The organism is Granulicoccus phenolivorans DSM 17626 = NBRC 107789 = JCM 15570, assembly GCF_000423085.1.
In the GTDB taxonomy this organism is placed as follows: Bacteria; Actinomycetota; Actinomycetes; order Propionibacteriales; family Propionibacteriaceae; genus Granulicoccus; species Granulicoccus phenolivorans.
This window is the reverse complement of sequence record NZ_AUHH01000009.1, coordinates 24,036-48,587: the sequence shown is the minus strand read 5'-3', so window position 1 is coordinate 48,587 and position 24,552 is coordinate 24,036. Positions and strand designations below refer to the sequence as shown.

22 protein-coding genes and 1 tRNA gene are annotated in these 24,552 nt (G+C 69.1%); 9 read left to right on the top strand and 14 right to left on the bottom strand.

Annotated elements, in window-relative coordinates:
• Window positions 1-33 precede the first annotated feature (33 nt).
• Both glf and G531_RS0104450 read right to left on the bottom strand, forming a co-directional pair.
• A complete protein-coding gene (gene glf / locus G531_RS0104455; protein WP_026926326.1) occupies window positions 34-1,221 on the bottom strand; it encodes a UDP-galactopyranose mutase in 1,188 nt (395 codons plus the stop codon).
• A 134-nt stretch (window positions 1,222-1,355) separates the two neighbouring features.
• Window positions 1,356-2,237 carry a glycosyltransferase family 2 protein gene (locus G531_RS0104450; RefSeq protein ID WP_026926325.1) on the bottom strand — a complete coding sequence of 294 codons (882 nt, stop codon included), beginning with the start codon at window positions 2,235-2,237 and terminating at the stop codon, window positions 1,356-1,358.
• A 102-nt stretch (window positions 2,238-2,339) separates the two neighbouring features.
• On the opposite strand from G531_RS0104450, the gene G531_RS20400 reads away from it, so the two are divergent.
• Window positions 2,340-3,638, top strand: coding sequence for a polysaccharide biosynthesis protein (locus G531_RS20400; RefSeq protein WP_145978579.1), 1,299 nt, complete (start codon window positions 2,340-2,342; stop codon window positions 3,636-3,638).
• A gap of 6 nt (window positions 3,639-3,644) precedes the next feature.
• Here G531_RS20400 and G531_RS0104440 read toward each other — a convergent pair whose 3' ends face one another.
• Window positions 3,645-4,634, bottom strand: coding sequence for a glycosyltransferase family 2 protein (locus G531_RS0104440; RefSeq protein ID WP_026926324.1), 990 nt, complete (start codon window positions 4,632-4,634; stop codon window positions 3,645-3,647).
• Between the two features lie 53 nt (window positions 4,635-4,687).
• Entirely contained in the window at window positions 4,688-5,398 is a 711-nt protein-coding gene (locus tag G531_RS0104435; RefSeq protein ID WP_026926323.1) for an SDR family NAD(P)-dependent oxidoreductase, read from the bottom strand.
• Window positions 5,399-5,505: 107 nt separating this feature from the next.
• On the opposite strand from G531_RS0104435, the gene G531_RS0104430 reads away from it, so the two are divergent.
• From G531_RS0104430 to G531_RS0104415, 4 genes are all read left to right on the top strand, one after another.
• Complete coding sequence (locus G531_RS0104430; RefSeq protein WP_026926322.1) at window positions 5,506-6,372, top strand: helix-turn-helix transcriptional regulator; 867 nt, start codon at window positions 5,506-5,508, stop codon at window positions 6,370-6,372.
• A gap of 185 nt (window positions 6,373-6,557) precedes the next feature.
• Window positions 6,558-7,118 (top strand): hypothetical protein, encoded by a 561-nt coding sequence (locus G531_RS0104425; protein WP_145978578.1) that lies wholly within the window; start codon window positions 6,558-6,560, stop codon window positions 7,116-7,118.
• Window positions 7,119-7,146: 28 nt separating this feature from the next.
• Window positions 7,147-7,737 (top strand): hypothetical protein, encoded by a 591-nt coding sequence (locus G531_RS0104420; RefSeq protein WP_026926320.1) that lies wholly within the window; start codon window positions 7,147-7,149, stop codon window positions 7,735-7,737.
• A gap of 208 nt (window positions 7,738-7,945) precedes the next feature.
• A complete protein-coding gene (locus G531_RS0104415) occupies window positions 7,946-8,671 on the top strand; it encodes a hypothetical protein (RefSeq protein ID WP_026926319.1) in 726 nt (241 codons plus the stop codon).
• A 155-nt stretch (window positions 8,672-8,826) separates the two neighbouring features.
• On the opposite strand, the gene G531_RS0104410 is transcribed toward G531_RS0104415, so the two are convergent.
• Window positions 8,827-9,339, bottom strand: a complete 513-nt coding sequence (locus G531_RS0104410) for a flavodoxin family protein (RefSeq protein WP_026926318.1) — start codon at window positions 9,337-9,339, stop codon at window positions 8,827-8,829.
• A gap of 139 nt (window positions 9,340-9,478) precedes the next feature.
• Here G531_RS0104410 and G531_RS0104405 point away from each other — a divergent pair, with 139 nt between their 5' ends.
• The 3 genes from G531_RS0104405 (at window position 9,479) to G531_RS20395 (ending at window position 15,542) form a co-directional block, all read left to right on the top strand.
• Window positions 9,479-11,401 carry an NAD(P)/FAD-dependent oxidoreductase gene (locus G531_RS0104405; protein ID WP_026926317.1) on the top strand — a complete coding sequence of 641 codons (1,923 nt, stop codon included), beginning with the start codon at window positions 9,479-9,481 and terminating at the stop codon, window positions 11,399-11,401.
• A gap of 147 nt (window positions 11,402-11,548) precedes the next feature.
• The gene (locus G531_RS0104400) at window positions 11,549-13,357 is read left to right on the top strand and encodes a phosphoenolpyruvate carboxykinase (GTP) (RefSeq protein WP_026926316.1); all 1,809 of its coding nucleotides are present in this window, start codon (window positions 11,549-11,551) and stop codon (window positions 13,355-13,357) included.
• A gap of 1,246 nt (window positions 13,358-14,603) precedes the next feature.
• On the top strand, window positions 14,604-15,542 hold the full coding sequence (locus G531_RS20395) for a type IV toxin-antitoxin system AbiEi family antitoxin domain-containing protein (protein ID WP_051215036.1): 939 nt from the start codon (window positions 14,604-14,606) through the stop codon (window positions 15,540-15,542).
• Window positions 15,543-15,857: 315 nt separating this feature from the next.
• On the opposite strand, the gene G531_RS24370 is transcribed toward G531_RS20395, so the two are convergent.
• The 6 genes from G531_RS24370 to G531_RS0104365 form a co-directional block, all read right to left on the bottom strand.
• On the bottom strand, window positions 15,858-16,271 hold the full coding sequence (locus tag G531_RS24370; protein WP_051215035.1) for a VanZ family protein: 414 nt from the start codon (window positions 16,269-16,271) through the stop codon (window positions 15,858-15,860).
• A 1-nt stretch (window position 16,272) separates the two neighbouring features.
• Window positions 16,273-17,052 (bottom strand): aquaporin Z, encoded by a 780-nt coding sequence (gene aqpZ / locus G531_RS0104385; RefSeq protein ID WP_026926315.1) that lies wholly within the window; start codon window positions 17,050-17,052, stop codon window positions 16,273-16,275.
• A gap of 81 nt (window positions 17,053-17,133) precedes the next feature.
• Window positions 17,134-18,162 carry a hypothetical protein gene (locus G531_RS24365; protein ID WP_051215034.1) on the bottom strand — a complete coding sequence of 343 codons (1,029 nt, stop codon included), beginning with the start codon at window positions 18,160-18,162 and terminating at the stop codon, window positions 17,134-17,136.
• A gap of 108 nt (window positions 18,163-18,270) precedes the next feature.
• The gene (locus G531_RS25615) at window positions 18,271-19,143 is read right to left on the bottom strand and encodes a glycosyltransferase family 32 protein (protein WP_145978577.1); all 873 of its coding nucleotides are present in this window, start codon (window positions 19,141-19,143) and stop codon (window positions 18,271-18,273) included.
• Window positions 19,144-19,268: 125 nt separating this feature from the next.
• Window positions 19,269-19,359 (bottom strand) — tRNA-Ser (locus G531_RS0104370).
• A 50-nt stretch (window positions 19,360-19,409) separates the two neighbouring features.
• The gene (locus G531_RS0104365) at window positions 19,410-20,477 is read right to left on the bottom strand and encodes a glycosyltransferase (protein WP_026926313.1); all 1,068 of its coding nucleotides are present in this window, start codon (window positions 20,475-20,477) and stop codon (window positions 19,410-19,412) included.
• 36 nt (window positions 20,478-20,513) lie between these two features.
• Between G531_RS0104365 and G531_RS26080 the strand changes: the two genes are divergently transcribed.
• Window positions 20,514-21,419 carry a PIG-L deacetylase family protein gene (locus tag G531_RS26080; protein WP_162143141.1) on the top strand — a complete coding sequence of 302 codons (906 nt, stop codon included), beginning with the start codon at window positions 20,514-20,516 and terminating at the stop codon, window positions 21,417-21,419.
• Here G531_RS26080 and G531_RS0104355 read toward each other — a convergent pair.
• The 3 genes from G531_RS0104355 to rfbA are packed head-to-tail and all read right to left on the bottom strand — an operon-like array spanning window position 21,397 to window position 24,552.
• A complete protein-coding gene (locus G531_RS0104355) occupies window positions 21,397-22,464 on the bottom strand; it encodes a glycosyltransferase (protein WP_162143140.1) in 1,068 nt (355 codons plus the stop codon). The genes G531_RS26080 and G531_RS0104355 overlap by 23 nt on opposite strands.
• A gap of 8 nt (window positions 22,465-22,472) precedes the next feature.
• Window positions 22,473-23,687 carry a glycosyltransferase gene (locus G531_RS0104350; RefSeq protein ID WP_026926311.1) on the bottom strand — a complete coding sequence of 405 codons (1,215 nt, stop codon included), beginning with the start codon at window positions 23,685-23,687 and terminating at the stop codon, window positions 22,473-22,475.
• Window positions 23,680-24,552 (bottom strand): glucose-1-phosphate thymidylyltransferase RfbA, encoded by an 873-nt coding sequence (gene rfbA / locus G531_RS0104345; RefSeq protein WP_026926310.1) that lies wholly within the window; start codon window positions 24,550-24,552, stop codon window positions 23,680-23,682. Before rfbA ends, G531_RS0104350 begins: the two co-directional genes overlap by 8 nt.

Sequence of the window (24,552 nt, the reverse complement as noted above, 5' to 3'; positions counted from 1 at the left end):
ACCTGAGTCAGGTCCCCGGTGTCGCCGAGCGGCTCACTCGTCGACGCCGCCGCTGGTGAACTCCGCGCCCCCGGCGAAGTGCGGTTTGACCTTGTTGTCGTACATCGACAGTGCCGACCCGATGGCCATGTGCATGTCGAGGTACTTGTAGGTGCCCAGCCGGCCGCCGAACAGGATCTTCTTCTCCGCCCGGGCGCGGTCGCGGTAGCGCAGCAGGACGTCGCGGTCCTCGGCGGTGTTGATCGGGTAGTAGGGCTCATCGCCCTTCTCGGCGAAGCGGGAATACTCCCGCATGATCACCGTGGCGTCCTTGGTGTAGTCCCGTTCGGGGTGGAAGTGTCGGAACTCCAGGATCCGGGTGAAGTTCACATCCGGATCGGGGTAGTTCATCACCGGGCAGCCCTGGAAATCCTCGATCGGCAGGACTTCCTGCTCCAGGTCGATGGTGCGCCAGGTCAGGTCGCCCTCGGAGTAGTCGAAGTAGCGGTCGACCGGGCCGGTGTAGACGACCGGAATGTTGCCCAGCACCTTGCTGCGGCTGTACTCGTGGGAGTCGTCGAAGAAGTCGGTGTCGAGGCGTACCTCGATGTTGGGGTTGTCCAGCATCCGCTCGAACCACGCGGTGTAGCCGTCGGTCGGCAGCCCCTCGTAGGTGTCGTTGAAGTAGCGGTTGTTGTAGGTGTAGCGCACCGGGAGCCGGGAGATGATCGAGGCGGGCAGGTCGGAGGGCTCGGTCTGCCACTGCTTGGAGGTGTAGTACTTGATGAACGCCTCGTACAGCGGCCGCCCGATCAGCTGAATACCCTTGTCGTTCAGGTTCTGCGGGTCGGTCCCGGCCAGTTCGCCGGCCTGCTCGGTGACCCAGTCACGGGCCTGCTGCGGGGTCAGATTCGAGCGCAGGAACTGGTTGATCGTGCCGAGGTTGATCGGCATCGGGAACACTTCGGAGTTGTGCGTGGTGTAGACCCGGTGCTGGTAGCCGGTGAAGGTGGTGAACCGGTTCACGTACTCCCACACCCGCTTGTTGGAGGTGTGGAACAGGTGCGCGCCGTAGCGGTGGACCTCGATGCCGGTGTTGGCTTCCTTCTCCGAGTACGCGTTGCCGCCGATGTGCGTACGCCGATCCAGGACGACCACCTTGCGGCCGAGTTCATTGGCGACCCGCTCGGCAATGGTCATGCCGAACAGTCCCGAGCCGACTACCACGAGATCAGCGCTCACGGGGTTCCTTTCCGTCGTTCACCAGTTCCACCGCGCGTACGCCCGGTGTCGCCAACGTACCCGAGATGCGCCCCGACCGCGCTGCTCACCCGGCCGGGGCCGCGGATTCGTTCCGCGCAGCGAATTCGGGCCGGTCAGCGGACCACGTGGGTGGCGAGATTCTTCACACCACTCCACTTCTTGTTCAGCGCGGCGCGCGGCAGCAGGAACCCGGCGTGCAGCCGGGAGGACAGGTGGGCCCGGGCCACCGCCGCGGCCCGCTTCCAGCCCTTGGCGTCCATTTCCTTGGCCATCTGGGTGAAGAAGGCGCGCTCCTCGGCGAACCGGGTGCCCTCCAGGGCCTTGACCGAGGAGTCCGAGCCGGAGTGGCGGCGGTACTGGAAGCAGGCGTAGTCGTCCAGCAGCAGCGAGCCGCCGTCCATGATGATGTCCAGCGCGAGCGCCAGGTCCTGCACCACGTTGTATTCGGGGCGGAAGTTGTGCTTGGTGATCGCCTCGGCGCGCCACGCGATCGAGGGGAAGTAGAGCCAGTTCGACCCGAGCAGGGACGCGGCCAGCTTCTCCCCCGACAGCAGCCGCGGGCCGTGGCCCTTGGGGCGGGCGCGGTCCTTGATCTGCTCGACCAGGCCGTGCGCCGGCGCGCCGTGCTGGTCGATCACGAACACCCCGGGCTGGAAGATCTGCGCCTCGGGGAACTCCGCGGCCCGGTCCACCAGCCACTGCAGGTAGTTCGGCATCATCACGTCGTCGGCGCCCATCACGATCACAAGTTCGTTCTCGACCAGGCTGAGCGCCTTGCGATAGTTGCCGTTCGCACCGAGGTTCTTCTCATTGCGCTGGTAGGACACGCGCGGGTCGTTCAGTGAGGCGAACCAGCCCGGGATCGAGTCGTCGGGGTAGCCGTCATCGACCACCACCAGCCGGAAATCGGTGTATTCCTGCTTCAGCACGCTGTGGACGGCGAGCTTCATCAGGGCGACATCCCCGTAGTAGGGAAACAGTACGTCGACGGTCATCGTCATTCCTTATCCAGTGGGGATCGGCCGGACGGGTCCATGGGCGTGGTCATCATAGCCACGAGAGCGCCCGGGGGCTCAGACCCGCCTAGACTCAGCCGGGTGAGTGAGCAGAGCGCAGCCGAGCCGACCGCCCCCTCCGGGAACGAGTCGGGTGGGACCATTTCGAAGGGTCGCGCCTCCGGAATCGTGCTCGCCTCGATCGCCGCGGCGGTCTCGACGTTCGCCATCACCATCGTCGCGGCACGGACGCTGGATCCGGTCGGCAACGCCGAGTTCCTGGTGTTCTGGTCGGTCACCTTCGCGGTGATCGGCCTGATCACCGGGATGCAGAACGAGGCCACGCGGGCGGTGAGCGTGAGCCGGCAGGCCGGTGCCGCCGCGACCCAGGGCGCCCGGATCCTGCAGGGCGGGCTGGTGATCGGCTTCGTCGTCGCGGTGCTGGTGGTGGTCTCGGCGATCTGGTGGGGCGGGCGGCTGGTGCCCACCACCAGTCCGCTGATCGTGCTGGTGATCGCGGTCTCGGCCATCTCGTACGCCGCACACACCAATATCGCCGGGGCGCTGGCCGGGCTGAAGATCTGGGGCCCGTTCGCGGGGATGCTCGGCGGGGAGGCGATCTTCCGGCTGGTGCTGGTCCTCGTGGCCGGGCTGGCGCTGGGCGGGCTGTGGCCGCTGGAGATCGCGGTGGTCATTCCGTTCGCGCTGTGGCTGGTGTTCCTGGCGGCCTCCCCGGGGGTCCGGCAGGCGGCCGCGGCCCGGGCCGACGTCGGCCTGGCCCAACTGCTGCGCAACAACGCGATGGCCCTGGTCACCTCGGCCTCGGCGGCGGCGCTGCTGACCGGGTTCCCGGCGCTGCTGCGGCTGACCAGCCCGGATGCGCCGGCCCCGTTGCTGGCCGGCACCATCCTGGCGATCTCGCTGACCCGCTCCCCGATCATGATTCCGCTGCAGGCCTTCCAGGGGGTCGCGGTGTCCGCGTTCACCGAGGCCCGCGGCAACCGGCTGAAGGCGCTGGCCAAGCCGCTGGCGCTGCTCGGCGCCATCGGCCTGGTCGGGGCGATCCTGGCCGCCCTGCTCGGCCCCTGGCTGCTGGCCCTGATCTGGGGGCCGGCGTACCAGATCACCTGGTGGACCTTCGGCGGCCTGATGCTGGCCGCGGTCGCGATCGCCTGGCTGACCCTGACCGGAACCGCGACGATCGCGTTGAGTGCGCATCGGGCGTACGCCGGCGGCTGGGCGTTGGCGGCGGTGGTGTCGCTGGGCCTGCTGTTCCTCCCGCTGTCGGTGGAGGTCCGCTCGATCGTCGCGCTGATCGTGGGGCCGACGCTGGGCGTGATCACCCACCTGATCGCGATCGCCGCGATCGACCGCCGGCTGCTGACCCAGCCGACCCCCTGAGGCCGGTCACGCGGTGATGGCGTACCTCTTGTTCACGTACGCCCGGTAGAGGCGGGCGTACGCCGCCGGGGCCGCCTTCAGCAGCGACGCCGCCGCCCCGAAGGTCGGCCGCGCCTTCGTGGTGGCGCGCAGGTCGGCCGCGGAGATCCGTTTCGCGCAGGCCTTCGCGAACGGCACCACCTCAGCCTCGGGCAGCTTCGCGATCCCCTGATGGGCCGCCGACAGGTACGCCGAGGTGGACGCCACCGCCAGCGCGTCGCGGCCCCGGGCGGAATCACCGAGCAGTCCGGCGGCCTCGGTCAGGGCAGCCAGCAGTTCCTCGGTCTCGGCCACCGTCGCCACCCGGCCCCAGGTCAGCGAGGTGCCGGTGATGTAGTAGCGCACCAGCGAATCCGGAATGCAGACCACGACCCGCGATTTGATCAGGTGGGCGAGCACGAAGACCTTGTCCTCGGCGCGGTGCACCGGCTGGTAGCGCAGGTCGCCGACCGTGCTCGCCCGGAACAGTTTGTCCCAGGCGTACGGCGGGATCCGGTCCTCCAGCGCGAAGACCGCGGCATCCCAGCCGCCGATCGGATCCGTGCCGTCGGCGCCCCGGACCCGGGTCGTGCCGTCGGAGGCGATCATCGTGTGGCGACAGACCACCAGGTCGATCTCGTCGTCGGTCACCGCCGCAAGCATCTTGGAGAGCCGGTCGGGGGTGTACTCGTCATCGGAATCCAGGAAGGAGAACCACTCCCCCGTCGCCACGTCCATCCCCTTGTTGCGGGCCCGGGGCAGGCCGACGTTCGCGCCGGTCAGGATCCGCAGCCGCGGATCAGCCAGTTCGGATTCCAGGTCCTGCAGGATCTGCAGCGTCTCATCGGTCGAGCCGTCATCGACCACGATCAACTCCCAGTCGGCCCGGTCCTGGGCAAACACGCTGCGTACCGCCCGTTCGATGGTGTCCTCCGCGTTGTACGCGGTCATCACGATGCTGACGGTGGGTGTGGTCACGCGGCTCTCCGGTCCTGAGGTGGGTGGGCAATTGCGGCCAGCCTAGTTTGTCCTCACCAGGGCACGTTCCCGTCCCGGCCGAAGAACATGCCCGGGATGCTGTCGGCGGTGACCGCCTGCACGATCGCGTCGGTGCCCTGCTGGACCGTCTGCGTACCGCGGTGATCGGTGAAGTCGGTCGCGGTCCAGCCGGGATCGACCGCACAGACGCGGATATGGGGCAGCGCCTTGGCATACTGCGTGGTGATCATGTTGAGCGCGGTCTTCGACGAGGGGTACGCCAGCCCGTCCAGCGCGTAATACACGTGGGCCGCGTCATTGGCGTGGGTCAGCGACCCGACACCGCTGGAGACCATGACCAGGCGCGGAGCCGCGGACCGGTCGAGCAGGGGCAGGAACGCCGAGGTCACCCGGACCGGGCCGAGCACATTGACCCCGTACACCGCGATGAAATCGGCCGGGGTGCATTCGCGTGGCGGGACCGGCCGGCCACCAATCCCGGCGTTGTTGATCAGGGCGTCCAGCCCGGTGTCGGCCTCGGCCACCGTACGCACCGCTGCGGTGACGGAGGTGTCGTCGGTGACGTCGAGGGGGACCACGCGCAGGTCGGCGGCCGGGTACGCGTGGGTCAGTTCGATGGCGACGGTGTCGCCGGCCTCGGGGTCGCGGGCGCCGAGCCACACGGTCCAGCCGAGCGCGGCCAACCGGCGGGCGGTCTCGCGGCCGAGGCCACGGGTTGCGCCGGTGATGAGTGCAGTAGTCATGGCAACCACACTGCCGCCGCTTCCCGACCGGCAACAGGACCGGCTGATCGTGGGACTCGCAGTCCTCCCCGAATGCCGGCCACCGGATGCATGCTGGAGGGGTGAGCATGAATCGCGGGGAGCTGGCGGCCTTCCTGCGGCGCAGCCGCGAACGAGTACGCCCGGAGCAGGTCGGGCTGACGGCAGGTTCGCGGCGGCGTACGCCGGGTCTGCGACGCGAAGAGGTCGCCCTGCTGGCGGGCATCAGCGTCGACTATGTCGTGCGGCTCGAGCAGGGACGCGGCCCGGCCCCGTCCGCCTCGGTGATCGGCGCGCTCGCTCGCGCGCTGCGCCTGGAGCCCGCCGAGCACGATGCCCTGTTCTATCTGGCCGGCATGTCACCCCCGGGACCCGGCTCGATCCGGATGCAGGTGCGGCCCAGTGTGTTGCGCCTGCTCGATCGCTTCCACGATCTGCCGGTGATCGTGCTGAGCGCCAAAGGCGACGTGCTCGCCTGGAACGCGATGTCGTCCGCGCTGCACGGCGATTGGGCCGCGCTGGCGCCGGCGCGACGGAACCTGCTACGGTTGCGCTTCCTGCCCGAGCCGACGCCCGAAGCGCGCAGCAGCGTCGGCGCGAGCCCCGCGGAGGCAGCCGACGCCGACGCCCTGGTCGTAGCCAGCCTGCGGGCGGCGGCCGCCCGATACCCCGACGATCCCGCCCTCAGGTCCCTGATCGCCGAGCTGCTGGCCGGGTCGGTGCGGTTCGCTGGCCTGTGGGAATCGACGTTCGCCGGCTTCATGCGCAGTCACGCCAAGACGGTCATCCATCCCGAGCTCGGTCCGCTGCGGCTCGAATGCGACACCCTGGAGATCCCTGACGACGACCAGCAGCTGATTGTCTACTCCGCAGCCCCCGGCACCCGCGAGGCCGAGGCGCTGGAACTGCTTCGGGTGATCGGCACCCAGTGGCCGGCCCCGAGCAGCGCCGAGTGATCGCGCTCGTCCCACGCGCCCGGCCGGCGCCCGCCGGGAGGGTGAGGAGATTCTCAGCGATCAAGCCTTTCGAAGTGTTTGCACTTCTTTGCAGTTTGAAATAGTGTCTGTGTCAGTTGCCCGGCGGGCACCACCGCCCCCGGCCCGTACGAGAGGAATCCACCATGCGCCCCATCCGACCCGCCATGATTGCAATCGCAAGCCTCGCCTTCGCTGCTGCCGGTACCGGCACCGCCCTGGCCGTCACCCCGGTCCTCGCGAACAGTGCCGAGCCGATCGACGTCCTCTACTGGGAGGAGTTCGACGTCAAGCCCGACAAGGGCCCCGGTACGCAACTCTGGGTGGGCGACTCCTTCACTGTCACCGGAACGGCGAAGAGTGCCACCGCCAAGGTCAAGGACCGCCGGCCGGTGGACCCGACCCCGAAGGCGTCCAACTTCACCCTCTCCTTCCACAGCAGCTCGAACCCGGAGATGGACTGCACCGCCCAGTCCCCCGACGGCGAGGCGAAGGGGGGCACGATCACGTTCACCGGCAAGGAGTCGGGCAGCTTCACGGTGCACTGCACCCTCACCCGGGCGCCCCGGATCGTCCAGGGACTGAGCCTGAGCAGCCACAGCAGTCACACGTTCATCGGCCAGGACGCGGGCTACCGGATCATCACGGTGGGGAAGGACCGGACCACCCTGATCGTCGAAGGTCGGCGCGCCGGCTCCGGCGGCAAGCTCGCCAAGACCGGCCTGTGACCCACCGAACCCGGAGAGGAATCCACCCATGCGCATCGCCCGCCCCGCCCTGATCGCCGCGCTCGGCCTCACCCTCACTGCCACCGGCCTCGGCACAGCCCTGGCCGTCACCCCGGAGACCGGCAGCGCCTCCGCGGACCGGCCCAGGAATGTCATCTACTGGGACAACCTCGACATCGTGCCGGACAAGGGGCCTGGCACGCTCCTTGGCAAGGGCGACACCTTCACGATCACCGGCACCGCGAAGAGCGCGTCCGCAGTCGTACGCAACCGCCAGGTCGTCCAGGCCACCCCCAAGGCGTCGGAGTTCAGGATCTGGTTCCGCTCCGCCGAGCAGCGTGACGTCACCTGCACCGCACAGTCGCCCGACGGCGAGGTGACCGGGGCCCACATCAGGTTCATCCAGAAGGAATCCGCCGACTTCACCGTCACCTGCCGGATGAACACCGAGCGCGTGCAAGCCGTCCACTATCTGACGTTGGCTGCCCACAGCGAGCACTCGACCGTCGGCGAATCGACCGGCTGGTCGTTGCGTACCGCGACGACGAACGACGCGGTGCTGACCTTCCTGGGCAAGCGCTCCATCCCCGGCGGCAAGCTCGCCAAGACCGGCAGTTGAGGCGCATGGGGGTGCCGAACCGGACTTTGGGGTCAGAATCCCCTGAGATTGAATGAGCAAATCCTCAGTTGCGTAATCCCCGTTTCAGGTTTGCGCTGCTTCGCAGATCAAAATAGAGTCCGGCGCAGTTGGACCTTGACCTGACGGCAGCCGGTAGCCATCGGTACCCCAGCCAGGGCCACCCCCGAAGACGAAAGAAGGAATGACAATGCGAGCTTCTCGCCTGGCCATCACCGCGGCTTTGGGCGTTGCCCTCACCGCCGCCGGTGCCGGTACCGCCCTGGCCGCCACCCCGACCCCGACCCCTGCCGCGGACTCGAAGGCCAGCACCAAGACGGTCACCCCGCACGCCACCACCCCCGGCGCCGCCGCCCCGTCGGCCCAGCGCGACGCCGTGGTGTGGACCAAGTTCGACATCACCCCGTCCTCGGTCCGCCCGGGTGACAAGTACACGATCCAGGGCGAGGCCAAGAGCGTCACCCTTGCCACCTTGGACGGCAAGGAGGGCATCCTCAAGGCCAAGGCCTCCAACTTCAGCGTCACCTTCGAGACCAGCCCGGCCGGCGGCACCGCCACCTGCTCGGCCACCTCGACCAACGGCACCGTGAACGGTGGCAAGATCACCTTCTCCGACAAGGAGACCGGCTCCTTCACCATCAACTGCACCTACAACAAGCAGGGCCGCTTCAAGTCGGACGTGAAGCTGTCCGCCGACAGCGCCGGCTTCGCTTTCGTGGGCGAGCAGGGTGGCTACACCATCGGTATCGACCCGACCACCTCGCCGACCGCGACCAAGTCGGCCACCACCAAGCCGACCGCGACCAAGTCGAGCAGCAAGCCGACCGCGACCAAGTCGACCAGCAAGGCGACCGACCAGAAGGGTGCCGACAAGAAGGCCACCTCCGGCGGCAAGCTCGCCAAGACCGGCGCCTGATTCCTCGGATTTTCGATCCGCCCCGCAGGGGCTCGCGATGTTCATCGCGGGCCCCTGCGGCATTTTTCCGGGGTGATTGCCGCATTCCGGAAGTTTCCGTTTCGTCGGAACCGCAATTCCGACCGGGAACTTTACCCTTCACGTTTGCTGGGATTTCACAGCAGCAGCGCGGCCAGCGTCCCGCCCAATTCGTACGCCGCCGCCCGCGCGGCCCCGTCGATATCACCCATCACCCGAACCGCCGGGGAGACCGCCTTCCAGCGCAGGGCCCCGACGATCGACTCCACCGAGCGCACTGCCCCCTCCGGGTCGTAGCGTCCGTGCACCAGCAGCCCGTACGCCCGCCCGGCCGTCCCGGCCGCCCCGTCGGCGGCCGAACCGTCCGGGGCCAGCGCTCCGCCGATCTGCAGAAAGGTGGAGTCGAACACGTGCTTGAGGGCCCCGGACATGTAGCCGAAGTTGGCCGGCGTCAGCAGCAGATAGGCATCGGCGGCCAGCAGATCGCGATGATCGGCCTCGCCGCGGGCGAAGGCCAGGGCGGGGAGGTCGCGTACGTCCACCCGGCCCAGTTCGGTGAGCTCGGGATCGCGCGTCCCGGCCAGGGCCGCCCGGGTGAGCTCCTGCATCGAGCGGGTCGGCGAGTGGTGGATCACCAACAGTGTTCCCATGAGTGCCCCTTGCGGCCGAAAGTGCGTTCTGTTGAGCGTACGCGGCCCGATCCGGACACCTTTTGCCCACCTGCCGGTCATGGTTACGCCACCGAAACAACCCGCTCGCTACACTCACCAAGCAGAGTGAGGAACGAAGATGACCTTGGATTGTCTGCTGGAACCGGGACAGTGGGGGCCGCTGCCGGTCGCCAACCGGATGTTCATGGCCTCGATCACCACGCGTTATGACGCGGCGGCCAATCGTGCCTTCTTTGCCGAGAGGGCCCGTGGTGGCATCGGGCTGATCATCACCGAAGCGGTCGCCACCACCGCTGATCTGGACGTCTCCTTCGCCGATGCGGCGCTGACCACCGACTTCGACAGCGCCCTGGGCGCGGAGCAGGTGAGCCAGCTCAAGGAGACCGCCGACGCGATCCACACCGGCGGGGCACGCGCGGCGATCCAGCTGTCGGCGGGCACCGGTCGGCTCGGCCGGGGAGCCCCGGACGGCGGGCCGGCCTGGTCCGCCTCGGCCACCCCGATGCTGCGCCGGCCCGACGAGCTCTGCCGCGAGCTCGACCCCGATCAGATCGAGGCCCTGATCGCCGGGTTCGAGCCGGCGGCCCTGCGCGTACGCGAGGCCGGGTTCGACGCCATCGACGTGCACGGCAACCAGGGCAATCTGATCGACCAGTTCCTCACCCCGGTGTGGAACCGGCGCACCGACGCCTGGGGCGGGAGCTTCGACAACCGGATGCGGTTCGCCCGGGAGATCGTCGCGGCGATCCGGCGCGGGGCGGGGGCGGACTTCCCGATCAGTTTCCGACTGACCGCGCGGCATTTCATCGAGCAGGACCGGACCACGCAGGAGTTCATCGACATCGCCCAGGCGCTGCAGGGGGCCGGGATCGACGTCCTGATCATCGACGGCGGCACCCTGGAGCGCCCGGAGTACATGTTCCCGCCGTACTACCTGGAGGATGCCCCGTTCCTGACCGACATCGATGTGGTGCGCGACTCGCTCAGCATTCCGCTCGCGGCGACCGGGAACCTCACCGTGGAAGTGGGCGACCAGCTGCTGCGCGAGCGCCGCTGTGACTTCATCGGCCTGGCCCGCCCGCTGATCGCCGACCCCGAGCTGCCCCGGCATGTCGCCGAGGACAATGCCCATCTGATTCGGCCCTGCATCCGGTGCAACGAGATGTGTGTCGGGAATGCGCTGGCCCTGGACCCGATCAAGTGCGCGGTCAACCCGCAGGTGGGCTACCCCGATCGTCGGGTCGTCCCGACCGACCGGCCGCAGCATGTGGTGGTGGTCGGGGCCGGACCGGCCGGGCTGGAGGCGGCCCGGGTGGCCGCCTGGCGCGGTCATCGGGTCGACCTGTACGAGCGGACCGGCGCGATCGGCGGCCTGCTGGAGGTCGCCTCCGACGGGGTGGCGTTCAAACAGCAGTTGCATCGGATGGTGGATTGGTGGACCAATCAACTCGCCTTCCTCGGTGTCAGCATTCACCTGTCCCACGAGATCACCGAGGACTCCCCGGAGTTGGCCGAGGCCGACCGGGTGATCGTGGCGATCGGCTCGCTCCCGGTGTGGCCGAACATTCCCGGGATCGACGGGCCGAATGTGGTCGAGGTGCTCGACTTCCATGCCGGGGCTGCGGTGGCCGAGCGGGTGGTGGTCTGCGGCGGTGGGTGGTCCGGCTGTGATGCGGCGCTGGAGATGGCGACGGCCGGTAAGCAGGTGACCATTGTGGAGGCCGGGGACCGGCTGGCGCGGGGGCTGCTGGAGATCAACCGGAACGCGTTGTTGAGCCGGCTGGCCGAGGCGGGTGTCGAGGTGCGTACCGGCGCCCAGGTCTGTTCGATCGGGCCGGATGCGGTGACGATTCGGTCCGCGGCCGGGAGCGAGCAGTTGGCCTGCGACTCGGTCGTCCTGGCGTTCGGAATCGTCCCGGACCGGGTCCTTCCCGAATCGCTGGAGGACCGCAGCAAGGTCGAGGTGATCGGCGATTGCCGGGATCTGGGCAGTGCCGCCGATGCGATCCACGAGGGCTTTCTGGCCGGTCTGCGGGCCTGACTCCGCGGGCGGATTCCGGTCGATCCGGGCGGGCCGGGTGAGCAGACTCACACCACTGGGGGCCTCACACCGTACCGAACCGGCAGGGGGACAGGGATAATGTGGCCAAGAGTTGCCATGGACCGCTAACCGCAGGAGTACGACGAAGTGACTGCCATCGAAGGTCAGAAAATCCCAACCAAGCACCAAGAGCTGCTCGCCTGGGTGGAGGAGATCGCGGCGCTGACCAAGCCCGACGCCATCCGCTGGTGCGACGGGTCGGACGCCGAATGGACCGAGCTCACCGACCATCTGGTGGAACGCGGGGTCGCGACGCGGCTCAATTCGGAGGCCAAGGAGAACTCGTTCTACTTCCGCAGTGACCCGGCCGATGTCGCCCGGGTCGAGGATCGCACCTTCATCTGCTCCGAGACCAAGCAAGCTGCCGGCCCGACCAACAACTGGGCCGCCCCGGCGGAGATGAAGCAGACCATGTCGAAGCTCTACGACGGCTGCATGAAGGGCCGCACCATGTTCGTGGTGCCCTTCTGCATGGGCCATGTGGACGCCGACGATCCGAAGTTCGGGGTCGAGCTGACCGACTCGGAGTACGTGGTCATCTCGATGAAGATCATGACCCGGATGGGCACCGAGGCGCTGGAGGCGATGGGCACCGACAAGCCCTTCGTGAAGTGCCTGCACTCGGTCGGCGCTCCGCTGGCCGAGGGCGAGGAAGACGTCCCGTGGCCGTGCAACGAGACCAAGTACATCTCCCACTTCCCCGAGACCCGCGAGATCTGGTCCTACGGGTCGGGGTACGGCGGCAACGCGCTGCTGGGCAAGAAGTGCTACGCGCTGCGGATCGCCTCGGTGATCGCCCGCGACGAGGGCTGGATGGCCGAGCACATGCTGATCCTCAAGCTGACCTCGCCGGAGGGCAAGAGCTACACCATCGCCGGCGCGTTCCCGTCGGCCTGTGGCAAGACCAACCTGGCCATGATCGAGCCGACCCTGCCGGGCTGGAAGGCCGAGACCATCGGTGACGACATCGCCTGGATGCGGTTCGGGCCCGACGGTCGCCTGTACGCGGTGAACCCGGAGAACGGCTTCTTCGGCGTCGCGCCGGGCACCGGCTATGGCACCAACCCGAATGCGATGCGCACCATCGAGCGTGGCAACTCGCTGTTCACCAACGTGGCGCTGACCGATCACGGGGACGTCTGGTGGGAGGGCATGACCGAGGTCAAGCCGCAGCACCTGACCGACTGGCAGGGCAACTCCTGGACCTCCGAGGACGGCACCAAGGCCGCACACCCGAACAGCCGGTTCACCACCCCGATCGCCCAGTGCCCGACCCTGGCCGAGGAGTTCCACTCCCCCAACGGCGTACCGGTCGACGTGATCCTGTTCGGTGGCCGTCGGGCGACCACCGTCCCGCTGGTGGCGCAGGCGCGCGACTGGCAGCACGGGGTGTTCATGGGTTCGACCTGTGCGTCGGAGACCACCGCCGCCGCCGCCGGTGCGGTCGGTGTCGTACGCCGCGACCCGTTCGCGATGCTGCCGTTCATGGGCTACAACGCCGGTGACTACACCCAGCACTGGCTGGACATGGGTGCCAAGGGCGGGGACAAGATGCCGGCCATCTTCTTCGTGAACTGGTTCCGCAAGAGCGCCGACGGCAAGTTCCTGTGGCCGGGCTTCGGCGACAACAGCCGCGTGCTGAAGTGGATCGTGGAGCGCCTCGAGGGCAAGTCCGAGGCCGTCGACACCCCGGCCGGTCTGGTTCCGGCCCCGGGTTCGCTGGATGTGGAGGGTCTGGACATCACCCAGGCCGACCTCGATGCGGCGGTCAAGGTCGACAAGGAGGAGTGGCGCGCCGAGGTTCCGCTGATCGAGGAGTGGTTCGACAAGCTGGAGACCATCCCGCAGCCGGTCAAGGACGAGTTGGCGAAGCTGAAGCAGTCCGTCGAGGCGTGATTCGTTGGTGATCATTGGCCGTTGGCGCTGATCAGCGGCCTGGTACGAGGCCCCCGGGATTCCCGGGGGCCTCGTTGCGTCCGAGCGAGGGTTCGTGGCGTTCCGGCGAGGCTTGGTTTCCGTCGGGCGAGCCCGAGCACCCACGCAGCGAGCCAGACCGCCGGACCAGCGAGCCCGACTTCCGAGCAGCGAAGCCCCACCCCGGACAGCGAAGGCTGCTGACCTCGCTCCCGGAGACCTTCCTTCGCTGCTTGCCACCCGGCATCCCACGCATGCCCAGTCACCGGTGGCGGCCCGCGGGCGAGTCCCGATGGCGACGTACCAGCGAGGCCAGGCGGCCGAACAGCGACAGTCGGCGATCCGGCGCCAGCCCTCGCGGGCCCCAGCCAGAGGCAGCGAGGCTCCGCTTCCATCGGGCGAGCCCACCCCCGCAGGCGCGATCCCCACTCCCCGAGCAGCGAGCCTGAGCACCCACGCAGCGAGCAGGAGTGCCCAAGCAGCGAGCCACACCGCCGGACCAGCGAGCCCGAGCACCCACGCAGCGAGCCACACCCCCAGACCAGCGAGGCCGACTTCCGAACAGCGAAGCCCCACCCCAGACAGCGAAGGCTGCTGACCTCGCTCCCGGAGACCTTCCTTCGCTGCATGCCACCCGGCATCCCACGCAGGCCCAGCTACCGGTGGCGGCCCGCGGGCGAGTCCCCGTGACGACGTACCAGCGAGGCCAGGCGGCGGTCAGCGGTCCGACGCCAGCCCTCGCGGGCCCCCAGCCGCAGGCAGCGAGGCCCCGCTTCCGTCGGGCGAGCCCACCCCCGCAGGCGCGATCCCCACTCCCCGAGCAGCGAGCCTGAGCACTCACGCAGCGAGCCCGATCACCCACGCAGCGAGCGACACCCCCCAGACCAGCGAACCCGACTTCCGAGCAGCGAAGCCCCACCCGACAGGCAGCGAGCCCGAGCACCCACGCAGCGAGCCAGACCGCCGGACCAGCGAGGCCGACTTCCGAGCAGCGAAGCCCCACCCCGAACAGCGAAGACTGCTGGCCTCGCTCCCGGAGACCTTCCTTCGCTGCTTGCCGCCCTCAGCCCGAGCCCCCTCAGCCCGAGCCCCCAAACCCACACCCCGCCCCCCAGAACACCACCCACACTCGCCTCCACCGTCACAAACCCGGCACGAAAGAAGTTTCCCTGTGGACAACCCCGCTCCGGACCTACGCACCGAGGCCCCGATGCGGTCTGCTGGGGGTGTGGACCAGCAGATACTGACAACCCAGGACCTCTTCACCCGGGGCTACACCCATGCCGCGATCCGCCGGGCGGTCGCCAAGGGAACCCTCGTCCGGCTGCGCCGGGGCCGCTATCGCCGGGCCCGTCCCAGCGACACCCTTCCGATCCCGCAATGGCCCGACGGCGAGGCCGAACTCCGGCACCGCTACCTCCTCCGCGCCGCCCTTCCCTTCGCCCCCGGTACCGTGGCCAGCCACCACAGCGCGGCGATTCTGCACGGACTCCCGATGCCGAACCGCATCCTCGGGAAGGTGAGCATGCTGCGTCCGGGGTCGGGTCAGGGCACCTGCACCAGTACGCGGCAACTGCGCCGGGCAGCCCTGCCGGCCTCCGACATCGTCGAGATCGGAGGAATCCCGGCCACGTCGTTGCCGCGTACCGTCATCGATGTGGCGCGGACGCTGCCTTTCGCCGACGCGGTACCGGTCGTCGATGCCGCCCTGCATGCGGCACCGTCCCCGGACCTGTTGCGGTCCACCCTCCTGGCGCAGCTGGCCCACCGACAAAGCGGCAACGCCGCCGCTCGACGGGCGGTCCTGTTCGCCGACTCGCGGGCGGAGTCGCCGGGCGAGTCCCGCTGCCGGGCCGCGTTCGAGTTGGCCGGGCTGCCGATCCCGGAGCTGCAGTTCGAGATCACGAACGCCGAGGGTGAGTTCGTCGCGCGGACCGACTTCCGCTGGCCCGGGCTTCCGTTGGTGGGCGAGTACGACGGGATGGTCAAGTATCGCGGGGACGGCGCCGGCTCAGCCCTGTGGGACGAGAAACGACGCGAGGACCGGATCCGCGAACTGGGCTGGGACATGGTCCGCTTCATTCATACCGACCTGGCCGATCTGGGGCGTCTGCGCGCTCGGCTGCAGCAGGCATTCCAACGGACCTCCGGACGCCGGGCCGGTTGAGGAGTTCGGGACGCCGGGCCGGCTGAGAAGTTCGGGACGCCGGGCCGGCTGAGAAGTTCGGGACGCTCGGCCGGCTGAGGATTCCACCAAGGTCGGAGCCCCCCGGCCAGCGGTTGAACAGCGAAGCAAAACCTCACCGAGCGAGGTCACCAGTACTCGCTGCCCGGGCCGAACCCTCGCTGCTGGTCACGTTCCTTCGCCACCCGGACACCACCCTTCGCCACCCCGACACCGGCCTTCGCTACCTGGACAACACCCTTCGCTGCTTGGGCACAACCCCTCGCTCCCCCGGCACAAACCCCTGCCGGGCCACCCTCACCCCTCGCTGGTACGCCGGGCCCGGCGAATCCCGACCACCGCGGCCCCGACCAGTGCCCCACCGGTGTTCAGCGCCACATCACCCAGCGACGGTTCCCGCCCGATGAAGGACTGCACCACTTCGAACGTGCCACTCAGCACCAGCACCCCGACCGGCCAGATCCACCAGCGGACCTTCGGCCACACGATCGCCGCACACGCGGTCAGCGGGATGAACAGCAGCAGATTCCCGAGTGCGGCGTACCACTCCGGCGTCACCGAGGGCGGGATCCCGAACGTGTGCAGCCCGATCAGGTAGACGCTCACATAGAACCGGTTGATCGCCCAGCCGTCGGGAAACAGCAGGACGAACGCAACGGCGGCGCCGGAGACCAGCCCCAGCGCCGCCGCGATCCGTCGGCTTCGCGACATGTCAGGAGACCGGGGTAAGGGCTTCCTGGGTGTCCTCGATCTGCGCCGGGTCCATCCGCTTCTCGGCGGTCAGGATCGAATAGGTCACACCGGCGATCAGGGCGCCCACGATCGGGGCGACCCAGAACAGCCACACCTGGCCCAGCGCGGCCGGGTTGTAGACCGCCACACCCAGCGAACGGGCCGGGTTGACCGAGGTGTTGGTGACCGGGATCGAGATCAGGTGGATCAGGGTCAGCGCCAGGCCGATCGCGATCGGACCGAAGCCCTGCGGGGCCCGCTTGTCAGTGGCACCGAGGATGACCCAGATGAACACCGCGGTCAGCACGATCTCGATCAGCAGCGCCGAGACCAGCGAGTAGCCGTGCGGGGACAGGTCACCGTATCCGTTGGTCGCGAATGCGCCCGGGCTGCCGGCGTCGATCTTGAAGCCGGACTTGCCACTGGCGATGCCGTACAGCAGGCCGCCGGCGGCGATGCCACCGATCACCTGCACGATGATGTAGAAGGGGACGGCCTTGGCCTCGATGCGACCGGCGACCCACAGGCCGATGGTGACCGCCGGGTTGAAATGGCCACCGGAGATGTGGCCCAGGGCGTACGCGCCGGTCAGCACGGTCAGGCCGAACGCAAGCGCAACCCCGAGGTAGCCGATACCGGCCGGGAATTGGGAGTCGGTGACGACGGTCGCGGCCAGTACCGCACTGCCGCAGCCGCCGAAAACGAGCCAGAAGGTTCCGAGAAACTCTGCCCACAGGCGAGCGTGAAGGGGATGTGTCACAGTCTTTCCTGTTCTGGGGCACCACCTTGGCGCACCGGGCCTAGAGTTTTCGTGGATTTCCTGCGAAGGTCAAACCGAGCGCTACAATGCCCGCACTTCGGAGGGCAGCGTCTCCAGGACGCCGGCGGCGACGAGTTCGACCAACACCGAGCGGGTCAGCTCCGCCGCATCGGGGTGCGGACCGTGCGCCTCGACCAGGGCGGTGACAAGTTCGGATTCGGTGCGGGGCGCGCCCGCGGCCAGCCACAACGTCGCCGCGATCCCGGCCAACGCCCGGAACTGCTGGCCCTGCAGCAACAACAGCGTGTCCTCGGTCTCGATCGCGTCGGCGTACGCGCTGCGCCGCCACTTCCCCGCCTCAGGGTCGCCCGCATCGGGCTGCGGCGATGCGGTCCCCGGATGGTGCACCCAGGCGATCGACTGCGGAGCCGCCTGGAGTGCCTGCTGCACCGGCCCGGCCAGGTCGGCGGCATCGCTGTAGCTGACCTCGTGGACGCCGCCGCAGGCCTGGATGGTGGTCACCAGGTGCGCCAGCGGATCGGTGAGTTGGCTGACCGCCGACATGTTCTCGATCACCGCGCCCACCCCGTACGCCGTGCTCAGCAATTCCACCTGCACCGGTCCGGGCTCGGTCCGCCGTTTCAGCACGATCAGGCCGGCCAACCGCAGCCGGGCCGGGGCATGGCGCAGGCCCAGCGCATCGGGGCTGAGGTGATCCTTGAACTCCTGGGAATCGGTGCTGCTCTGGTGCAGCGCGATCGGCTTGGGGAACGGCAGGACGCTCCCGTCCGGATTGACCGCCACCGTCTCGTCGGTGACATACCCGTACCGGTCGGTGCACAGCGCGATCGAAGCGGTGCTCTTCCCGGTTCCGCTGGGCGCGACCAGGGCCGCCACTCGGCCCTCGGCATCGCTCACCCCGGCGGCGTGGAACATCAACAGGTCGCCGGCCGCCTCGGTGATCGCGTCGATCGTGGCCGCCGAGGTCCAGGAGTACGCCCGGGCGGACTCCGGCAGTTCCGCGGTGACCGGATCCTCGGTCCGGCAGCGCGACCAGGAGTCGGCCCAGTCCGGATCGGGCAGTTCGAAAACCTCCCGCAGAATCTTCACCCGTGGCGCATCCTGGCTCACTGCGTACTCTCCCCCCAGAGTCCGGAACCCCGTTCCGGGATCGGCTCCGATCCTCCCGCGTCGGCTCCCAAACCAAAAATCGGCGCGCTATCTGTAGTCGCGCAGCAGGGGCCGAACGGCATCGGTGAACAGAATGCGGTCCTGATACTTCAGACACAGCGGCTGCACAATGTCGCCCAATATTTCACTCCACCGAATCGGGTAGTGCAGCGGCTTGTCATACGGCGACCCCTCGCCCCAGCCCGCTTCCCGCAACGGCTCGCGAAAGTAGTCCAGCCGGGCGTGCATTTCCCGCACCCATTCCCCGGTGAAGGCGGTACCCGGACGAAACACAAAGCCCGAGGGACCGATCACGCGACGGTACTCGTGCTTGAGGTACCAACCCAGCTCCCGGGGAAGATCCGGCACATGGCGAGAGGTCACCTCGCGATACCCGGCCAGCCAGAGTTCCGGCGAGGAGTTGAGCTCGTCGATGACATCCGCCACCGGGCATTCCAGCTGCTTGATGTCGGCGTACGCACCACCGTGGTGATGCATCACATAGGCCCGCAGATAGTCCGACTTGTGCATCGGGTTCAAATCGATGAACGCGGGATGGAACGGGTGGTCAGGGAGTTCGACCTCGGCCGGATCGGTCACGATCCGCACCTCCACCCGTGGCTGCCGGCGCAGGTTGGCGATCGCTTGATTCCTTCGCGCATTGGGCTCGGCCGGGCCCAGCCAGAATGCCCACAGGATATTCGGGACCGCGCTTTCCTGGGTCACTTCGCGCACCGGGAGGCGGGTCAGGAATGTGGCACCGAATTGCTCGGGGTGGTACCCGAATGTGCCGCCACGAGAACGCGCCGCCCAGTGGGTGTCGGCCACGCGAATCTTCCAATCTCTCATCGTCCATCGAGCCTTCTTGGTGACGATGAAGGCCCGGTGCTTCGCGGTCCTGGCCCAGTCGAGTGCGCGCATGGGCGAACCCTAGCGAGGATCACTCAGCTTGGTACGCCGCACGGTCCAGCGGCAGTCACCACGGAACGACAAAAAAATCCTGGGCTGCGACACCGCGTGCGCGATCTCGCAGCCCAGGACAAGGGCGGAGGCGGCGGGATTTGAACCCGCGATGGGATTTAAGTCCCAAACCCGCTTAGCAGGCGGGCGCCATAGACCGGACTAGGCGACGCCTCCAAACCTGTGACAGCTTACCCGGCACGCTGCTCACCCGGCAAACCGAAGGGTCAGCGGGCCAGCGCGGTCCAGTGCTCGTACACCTCGCGCCACAGATTGTCCGCATTGTAGGTCCGCTCCACCGCGGCCCGGGCCGCTCGACCCAGCCGGGCCCGGAGATCCGGATCGCCATCGGCCATCACCAGGGCATCGCGGAGCGCATCCGGATCTCCGCTGGCCGGCATCAGCGCGGTCTGCCCATTGATGAAAAGCTCCCGCATCCCCGGGGTATCGGAGACCACCACGCAGGCCCCGGTCGCCGCCGCTTCCAGCGCCACGCTGGACCCGGTGGGATACATCATCACGTGGGTCGGCACCACAACCACCCTGGCCCGCTGCAGCATCCGGCGGTAGGTCGGCAGATCGACGGTCCCATGGAGCGTGACGTTGTCCGGCACGGTCAGTCCCGCCAGATTCTGCGGCTTGCACACCACGTCCACCCGCAGATCGGTGCCCTCCACCGCCGCGAACAGGGTGGCGTAGTCCCGGCCCCGGTCCTGCCCGACCGAGAGGATGTCGATGTCCTTGGCCACGGTCGGATCCGGCACGTAGTAGCGATGGCTGAACCCGGAAGTGACCCGGAGCAACTGCTCCGGCGCGAACCCGGCCTCCACCAGGACCGCCGTTTCCTGGTGGGTGAAATGGGTGATCAGATCGGCGCCCCGATAGCGCCGCAGCAACGCTGCTCGCCCCGCCGGGGTGGCCCGGGTGAGATCATCGGCCAACCAGCACCCGAAGATCACCACCGCAGTATCGGCAAAAACCCCGACGCGGCGATACCGAGCCTGCGCCGCGGCCGCCCCCTCGGCCTCCATCAGCGCCAGCACGACATCCGCTTCCGGCAGCAGCCGCCGGGCCGACAGGAGCCGATGGACCGGGTACCCGAGCCGGTGATGCGCGGCCGTGGCCGCCTTCTGCAGCCAGGGCCGGTCCGGCAACGGGTCGGGGGCGGCCAGATCCACCCCGAGCCCGAGCAGCGCATCCACCCCGTACGGCAGCGCCGCCGGGCGCTCGCCCCGCTGATAGGCCCGGCGCCAGGCGCCCACGTCGTGCTCCGAGAGCACCAACCACTTCTCCACCGCGACCCCTTCCCCGAATCGACGTACGCTGGGCGCGTGCCGACGATCCCACCCCGTGTTCGTGTCGTGCTGGGGGCTGCCCGGAGGCGGGCCCGCTTCGCCGTGCTGAGTCTAGCCAGGCCCTGGCTGGAGCCCCGGCGTCGCCGGCTCAATGCCGAGTGGCGGACCGCCGTGCTGGCTGCCGCAACCCCCGCCGCGGCCCCCGCCCGGTCACTGCTCGTGCTGGCCCCGCACCCCGACGACGAAACCATCGGGTGCGCCGCCACGATCGCCCAGCGGGTCGCCGCCGGGCAGCGGGTCGACATCGTGGTGGTCAGCGACGGCGGCGATTCCCACCGCTCGGAGCGAATCTCCCCGAGCGAACTGGCCGAGCTGCGCCGCGAGGAATCGGTCGCCGCCGCCGGAGTGCTCGGCGTACCGGCGGCGCGGGTGCACTTCCTCGGCGCCGATGCCGACGAGCTGCGCACCGGAACCGACGCCATCATCGACCGACTCTGCCCGGTGCTGACCGACGTCGATCCCCAGGAGGTGCTGCTCATCTCCGCCGAGGAGTGGCCCGAGGAGCACCGGCTGGTCCATCACCTCGGCCTCGCCGCCCTGCGCCGGGTCGGCTTCTCCGGGCCGGTCTCGGCGTACCCGGTGTGGCAGTGGACCGACGGCCCGATGCGGACCGCCCCGTTCGCTCCACTCCCGACGCAACTCCGGGAACTGCGTCGGGCCCGGCGCGAGCCGGTCGCGCCCGGTTGGTGGTCAGTGCCGGTCAGCGATCCCGACCTGAAGCGGCAGGCCTTTGCGGCGTACCGGACGCAGACCACCAGCTACACCGGGGAGTCGTCCTGGGTGCCCTTCCCCGACAACTGGCTGGCGCCGTTCCTGGACCGCGAGGTGTTCCGGCCGGTCGACCCCGGCTCCCACGCGGTCAGGGGCGACGCAGCGCGGTGAGAGTGCGGCGGGCCAGCCGACGAGCGCCGCGGTAGGCGGTGGGCCACCAGCCGGTTGCCGGAGCGTGTGCCTGGTAGTGCTGGACCCGGATCGGTTCGGTGAGCACCGCGGCCGAGTCGGGGGCGAGCAGCGTGCCGAAGCTCGCCCGGACCTCGCGGGCGAAGACCTCGGGGGCGTAGCGGTTCCGCACCAGGTCCCGACCACGTGCCGTCCGCTCGGCGAACCAGTCCGCGCCGGAGTCGTACGCCCGGATCGCCGCGTCGAGCGCGTCGGCCAGGGCCAGCACGTCGTCATCATGGACCACACTCGCCGTGTCCGCCCGCAGGTACTCCGCGCCGCCGGTTCCGGTGAAGCCGACGACATGGCATCCGGCCGCCATCGCCTCGGCCCCGGGCAACCCGAAGCCGTCGCGTTCGGCGCCGCTGAGGTAGATCGCGGCCCGACCCAGGATCTCGGCCACCTCCGCACGGGTTGCCCCCTCGATGGCGACGAACTCCCAGCCGGCCGGCGTTCCGGTCCGGCGCAGCAGTTGCAGCGCCCCCTCGATGTCGGTACGCCGGCGCCGGGGCATGTACGCCACGACCCGCTGCTTGGCCGCCGGCCGAAACACGGTGTCATCGACCAGCACCGGCACTCGGTGCACCGGCAGATCCCCGGACAACCGACCAACCACCGCGGCGATGTAGTCGCTCGTGGCGACCACCGCGCGAACGTTCGGCCAGCCCGGATAGCCCGGCTCGACCGGAGTCTGCGGCGTCAGGAACTGGTAGGCGAAGGTGTATCCCTGACACAGCATGACCACCGGCGCCCCGGCGGCCAGGAACTGCCACTTCGGCCCCCCGGTCTCGGCCAGCACCAGCAGGTCGCCGGGCCGCAGCTCGGCCTCAAGCCCGTGGAAGACCGGCGCGGCGGAGTCGAAGGTGTCGTAGCGCAGCCCGGGGGTCCCGTGCCAGACCGTGGCCGGCAGCCCGCCCGCGTCGAGGGCTTCGGCGATGGCGTACATCATCATCAGCCCGCCGCTGGCGGTCGGCAGGTCAGGGGCCATGAACCAGATCATCGAAGCTCCGGTGCGTACGCTGCCTGCAGACTCGACTCGAACGCGCCCGGGCCGAATTGCTGCCCGGCCCGGGCCTGCGCGGCTCGGGCCCGGTCCCGAGCGGCGGCCGGATCGGCCAGGACCCGGGTGAGCGCATCGGCCAACTCCCGCGGAACGGTACTCACCGCTTCGACCAGATCGGCGGCGTCGATCCCCTCGAGCCCGACCGGCGTGGTGACCAGCGGTACGCCACCGAGCAGCGCCTCGATGGTCTTGAACTTGATCCCCGCACCCAGTCGCAACGGCACCACCACCGCCCAGGCCCGGGCGTACGCGGCCCCCAGATCATCGACGAACCCGTCCAGCACGACCCCGGCAGCCGCTTCGGCCACCGCCCGGACCCGCTCCGGAGCCCGCGCCCCGACCAGGTGCAGTTCGGCGTCCGGGAAGCGCTCGCGCACCAGCGGCCAGATCTCGGCGACCAGCCATTCCACCGCATCGATGTTGTCGTCGCGGCCCAGATTTCCCACGAACAGCACCGTGGGCCGCGCGGACCGCGGCTGCTCCGACTCCGGCGCCGGGATCGGCGGCGTGATCACGGCGGTACGGGCCCGCCCGCCCGGAAGCAGCGCGCGATCCTTCTCGCTCAGCGTGATCGCCAGATCGAGCCGTCGCAGCGCCCGACGCTCGGCGGCGCGCATGAACCGGGCGCTGCTGCGCCACGCCCACCGGGGCAGCGAGCGTTCCCCCGCCTCGGCGTACCGCTGATACCGCTGGGAGAGCACATCATGGAAGGTTCCCACCAGCCGCGCCTGCGGGGCGAGCCGGCGCACCAGCGGGGCCAGGCCGATGAACTCGCTCCATTGCAGATCCACCACGCGAGCCCGCCGCAGTTCGGCCCGAGCCGCCCGATCGGTCAGCAACGCCCAGCCGAACACCAGCGGGGGCGGACTCGCATTGACCCGACCGACCAGCCGACGGAGGTGGAACAGCAGCCAGGAAATCGCGCGCACCGGCACGGCCCGGGCGGAGGTGTCGAGCAACCGCCCCGGCACCACGCCCGGCTGCTCGCGGGCCGCCCGATTGGTCGGATCATTGGGGACCAGGACCGTCACCTCGGCCTCCGCGGCCAGCGAGGTCACCACGTGGTACACGTAGTTGCCGCCCGCATTGTCCATCCTGGGGTGCGGCAGCACCGCCGACAGCACCACCACGCCGGGACGCTCAGCCACGCTCACGTTCCAGCATCTGGCGCAGATATCCGCCGTAGCCCGATTTTTCCAGCGCCGCCGCGCGCTCCAGCAACTCCGCATCGGTCAGCATGCCGTGGCGCCAGGCGGCCTCCTCCGGACAGCCGACCAGCAGACCCTGTCGTTTCTGCAGCGTGCCGACGAACTCGCCGGCCTCGCGCAGCGAGTCGAAGGTGCCGGTGTCCAGCCAGGCGGTGCCGCGGGGCAGCACGTTCACCTCGAGTTTGCCCCGCTCCAGATACGTCCGGTTCACATCGGTGATCTCGTACTCCCCGCGCGCCGAGGGGCGCAGGTTCGCGGCGATGTCGACGACCTGGTTGTCGTAGAAGTACAGGCCGGGAACGGCGTAGTTGGACCGCGGCCGGGTCGGCTTCTCCTCGATCGACAGGGCGCGGAAGTCCTTGTCGAACTCGACCACGCCGTAGCGCTCGGGGTCAGCGACCCAGTACGCGAACACCGCTCCCCCGTCGATGGTGCTGAAGCGGTGCAACTGGTCCCCCATCCCGTACCCGTGGAACAGGTTGTCGCCGAGCACCAGCGCCACCGGTTGGTCCCCGATGAACTCCCGTCCCAGCACGAACGCCTGGGCCAGCCCGTTCGGTTCGGCCTGCACGGTGTAGCTCAGCGAGATCCCGAACTGGGACCCGTCGCCCAGGAGTCGTTGAAAGGCGGCCTGGTCATGCGGAGTGGTAATGATCAGAATGTCCCGGATACCGGCCAGAATAAGCGTGGTAAGTGGGTAGTAAATCATGGGTTTGTCGTAGACCGGCAACAGCTGCTTACTGGTGCCGAGCGTGATCGGGTGCAACCGCGTCCCCGAGCCTCCGGCCAGAATGATCCCCCGCAT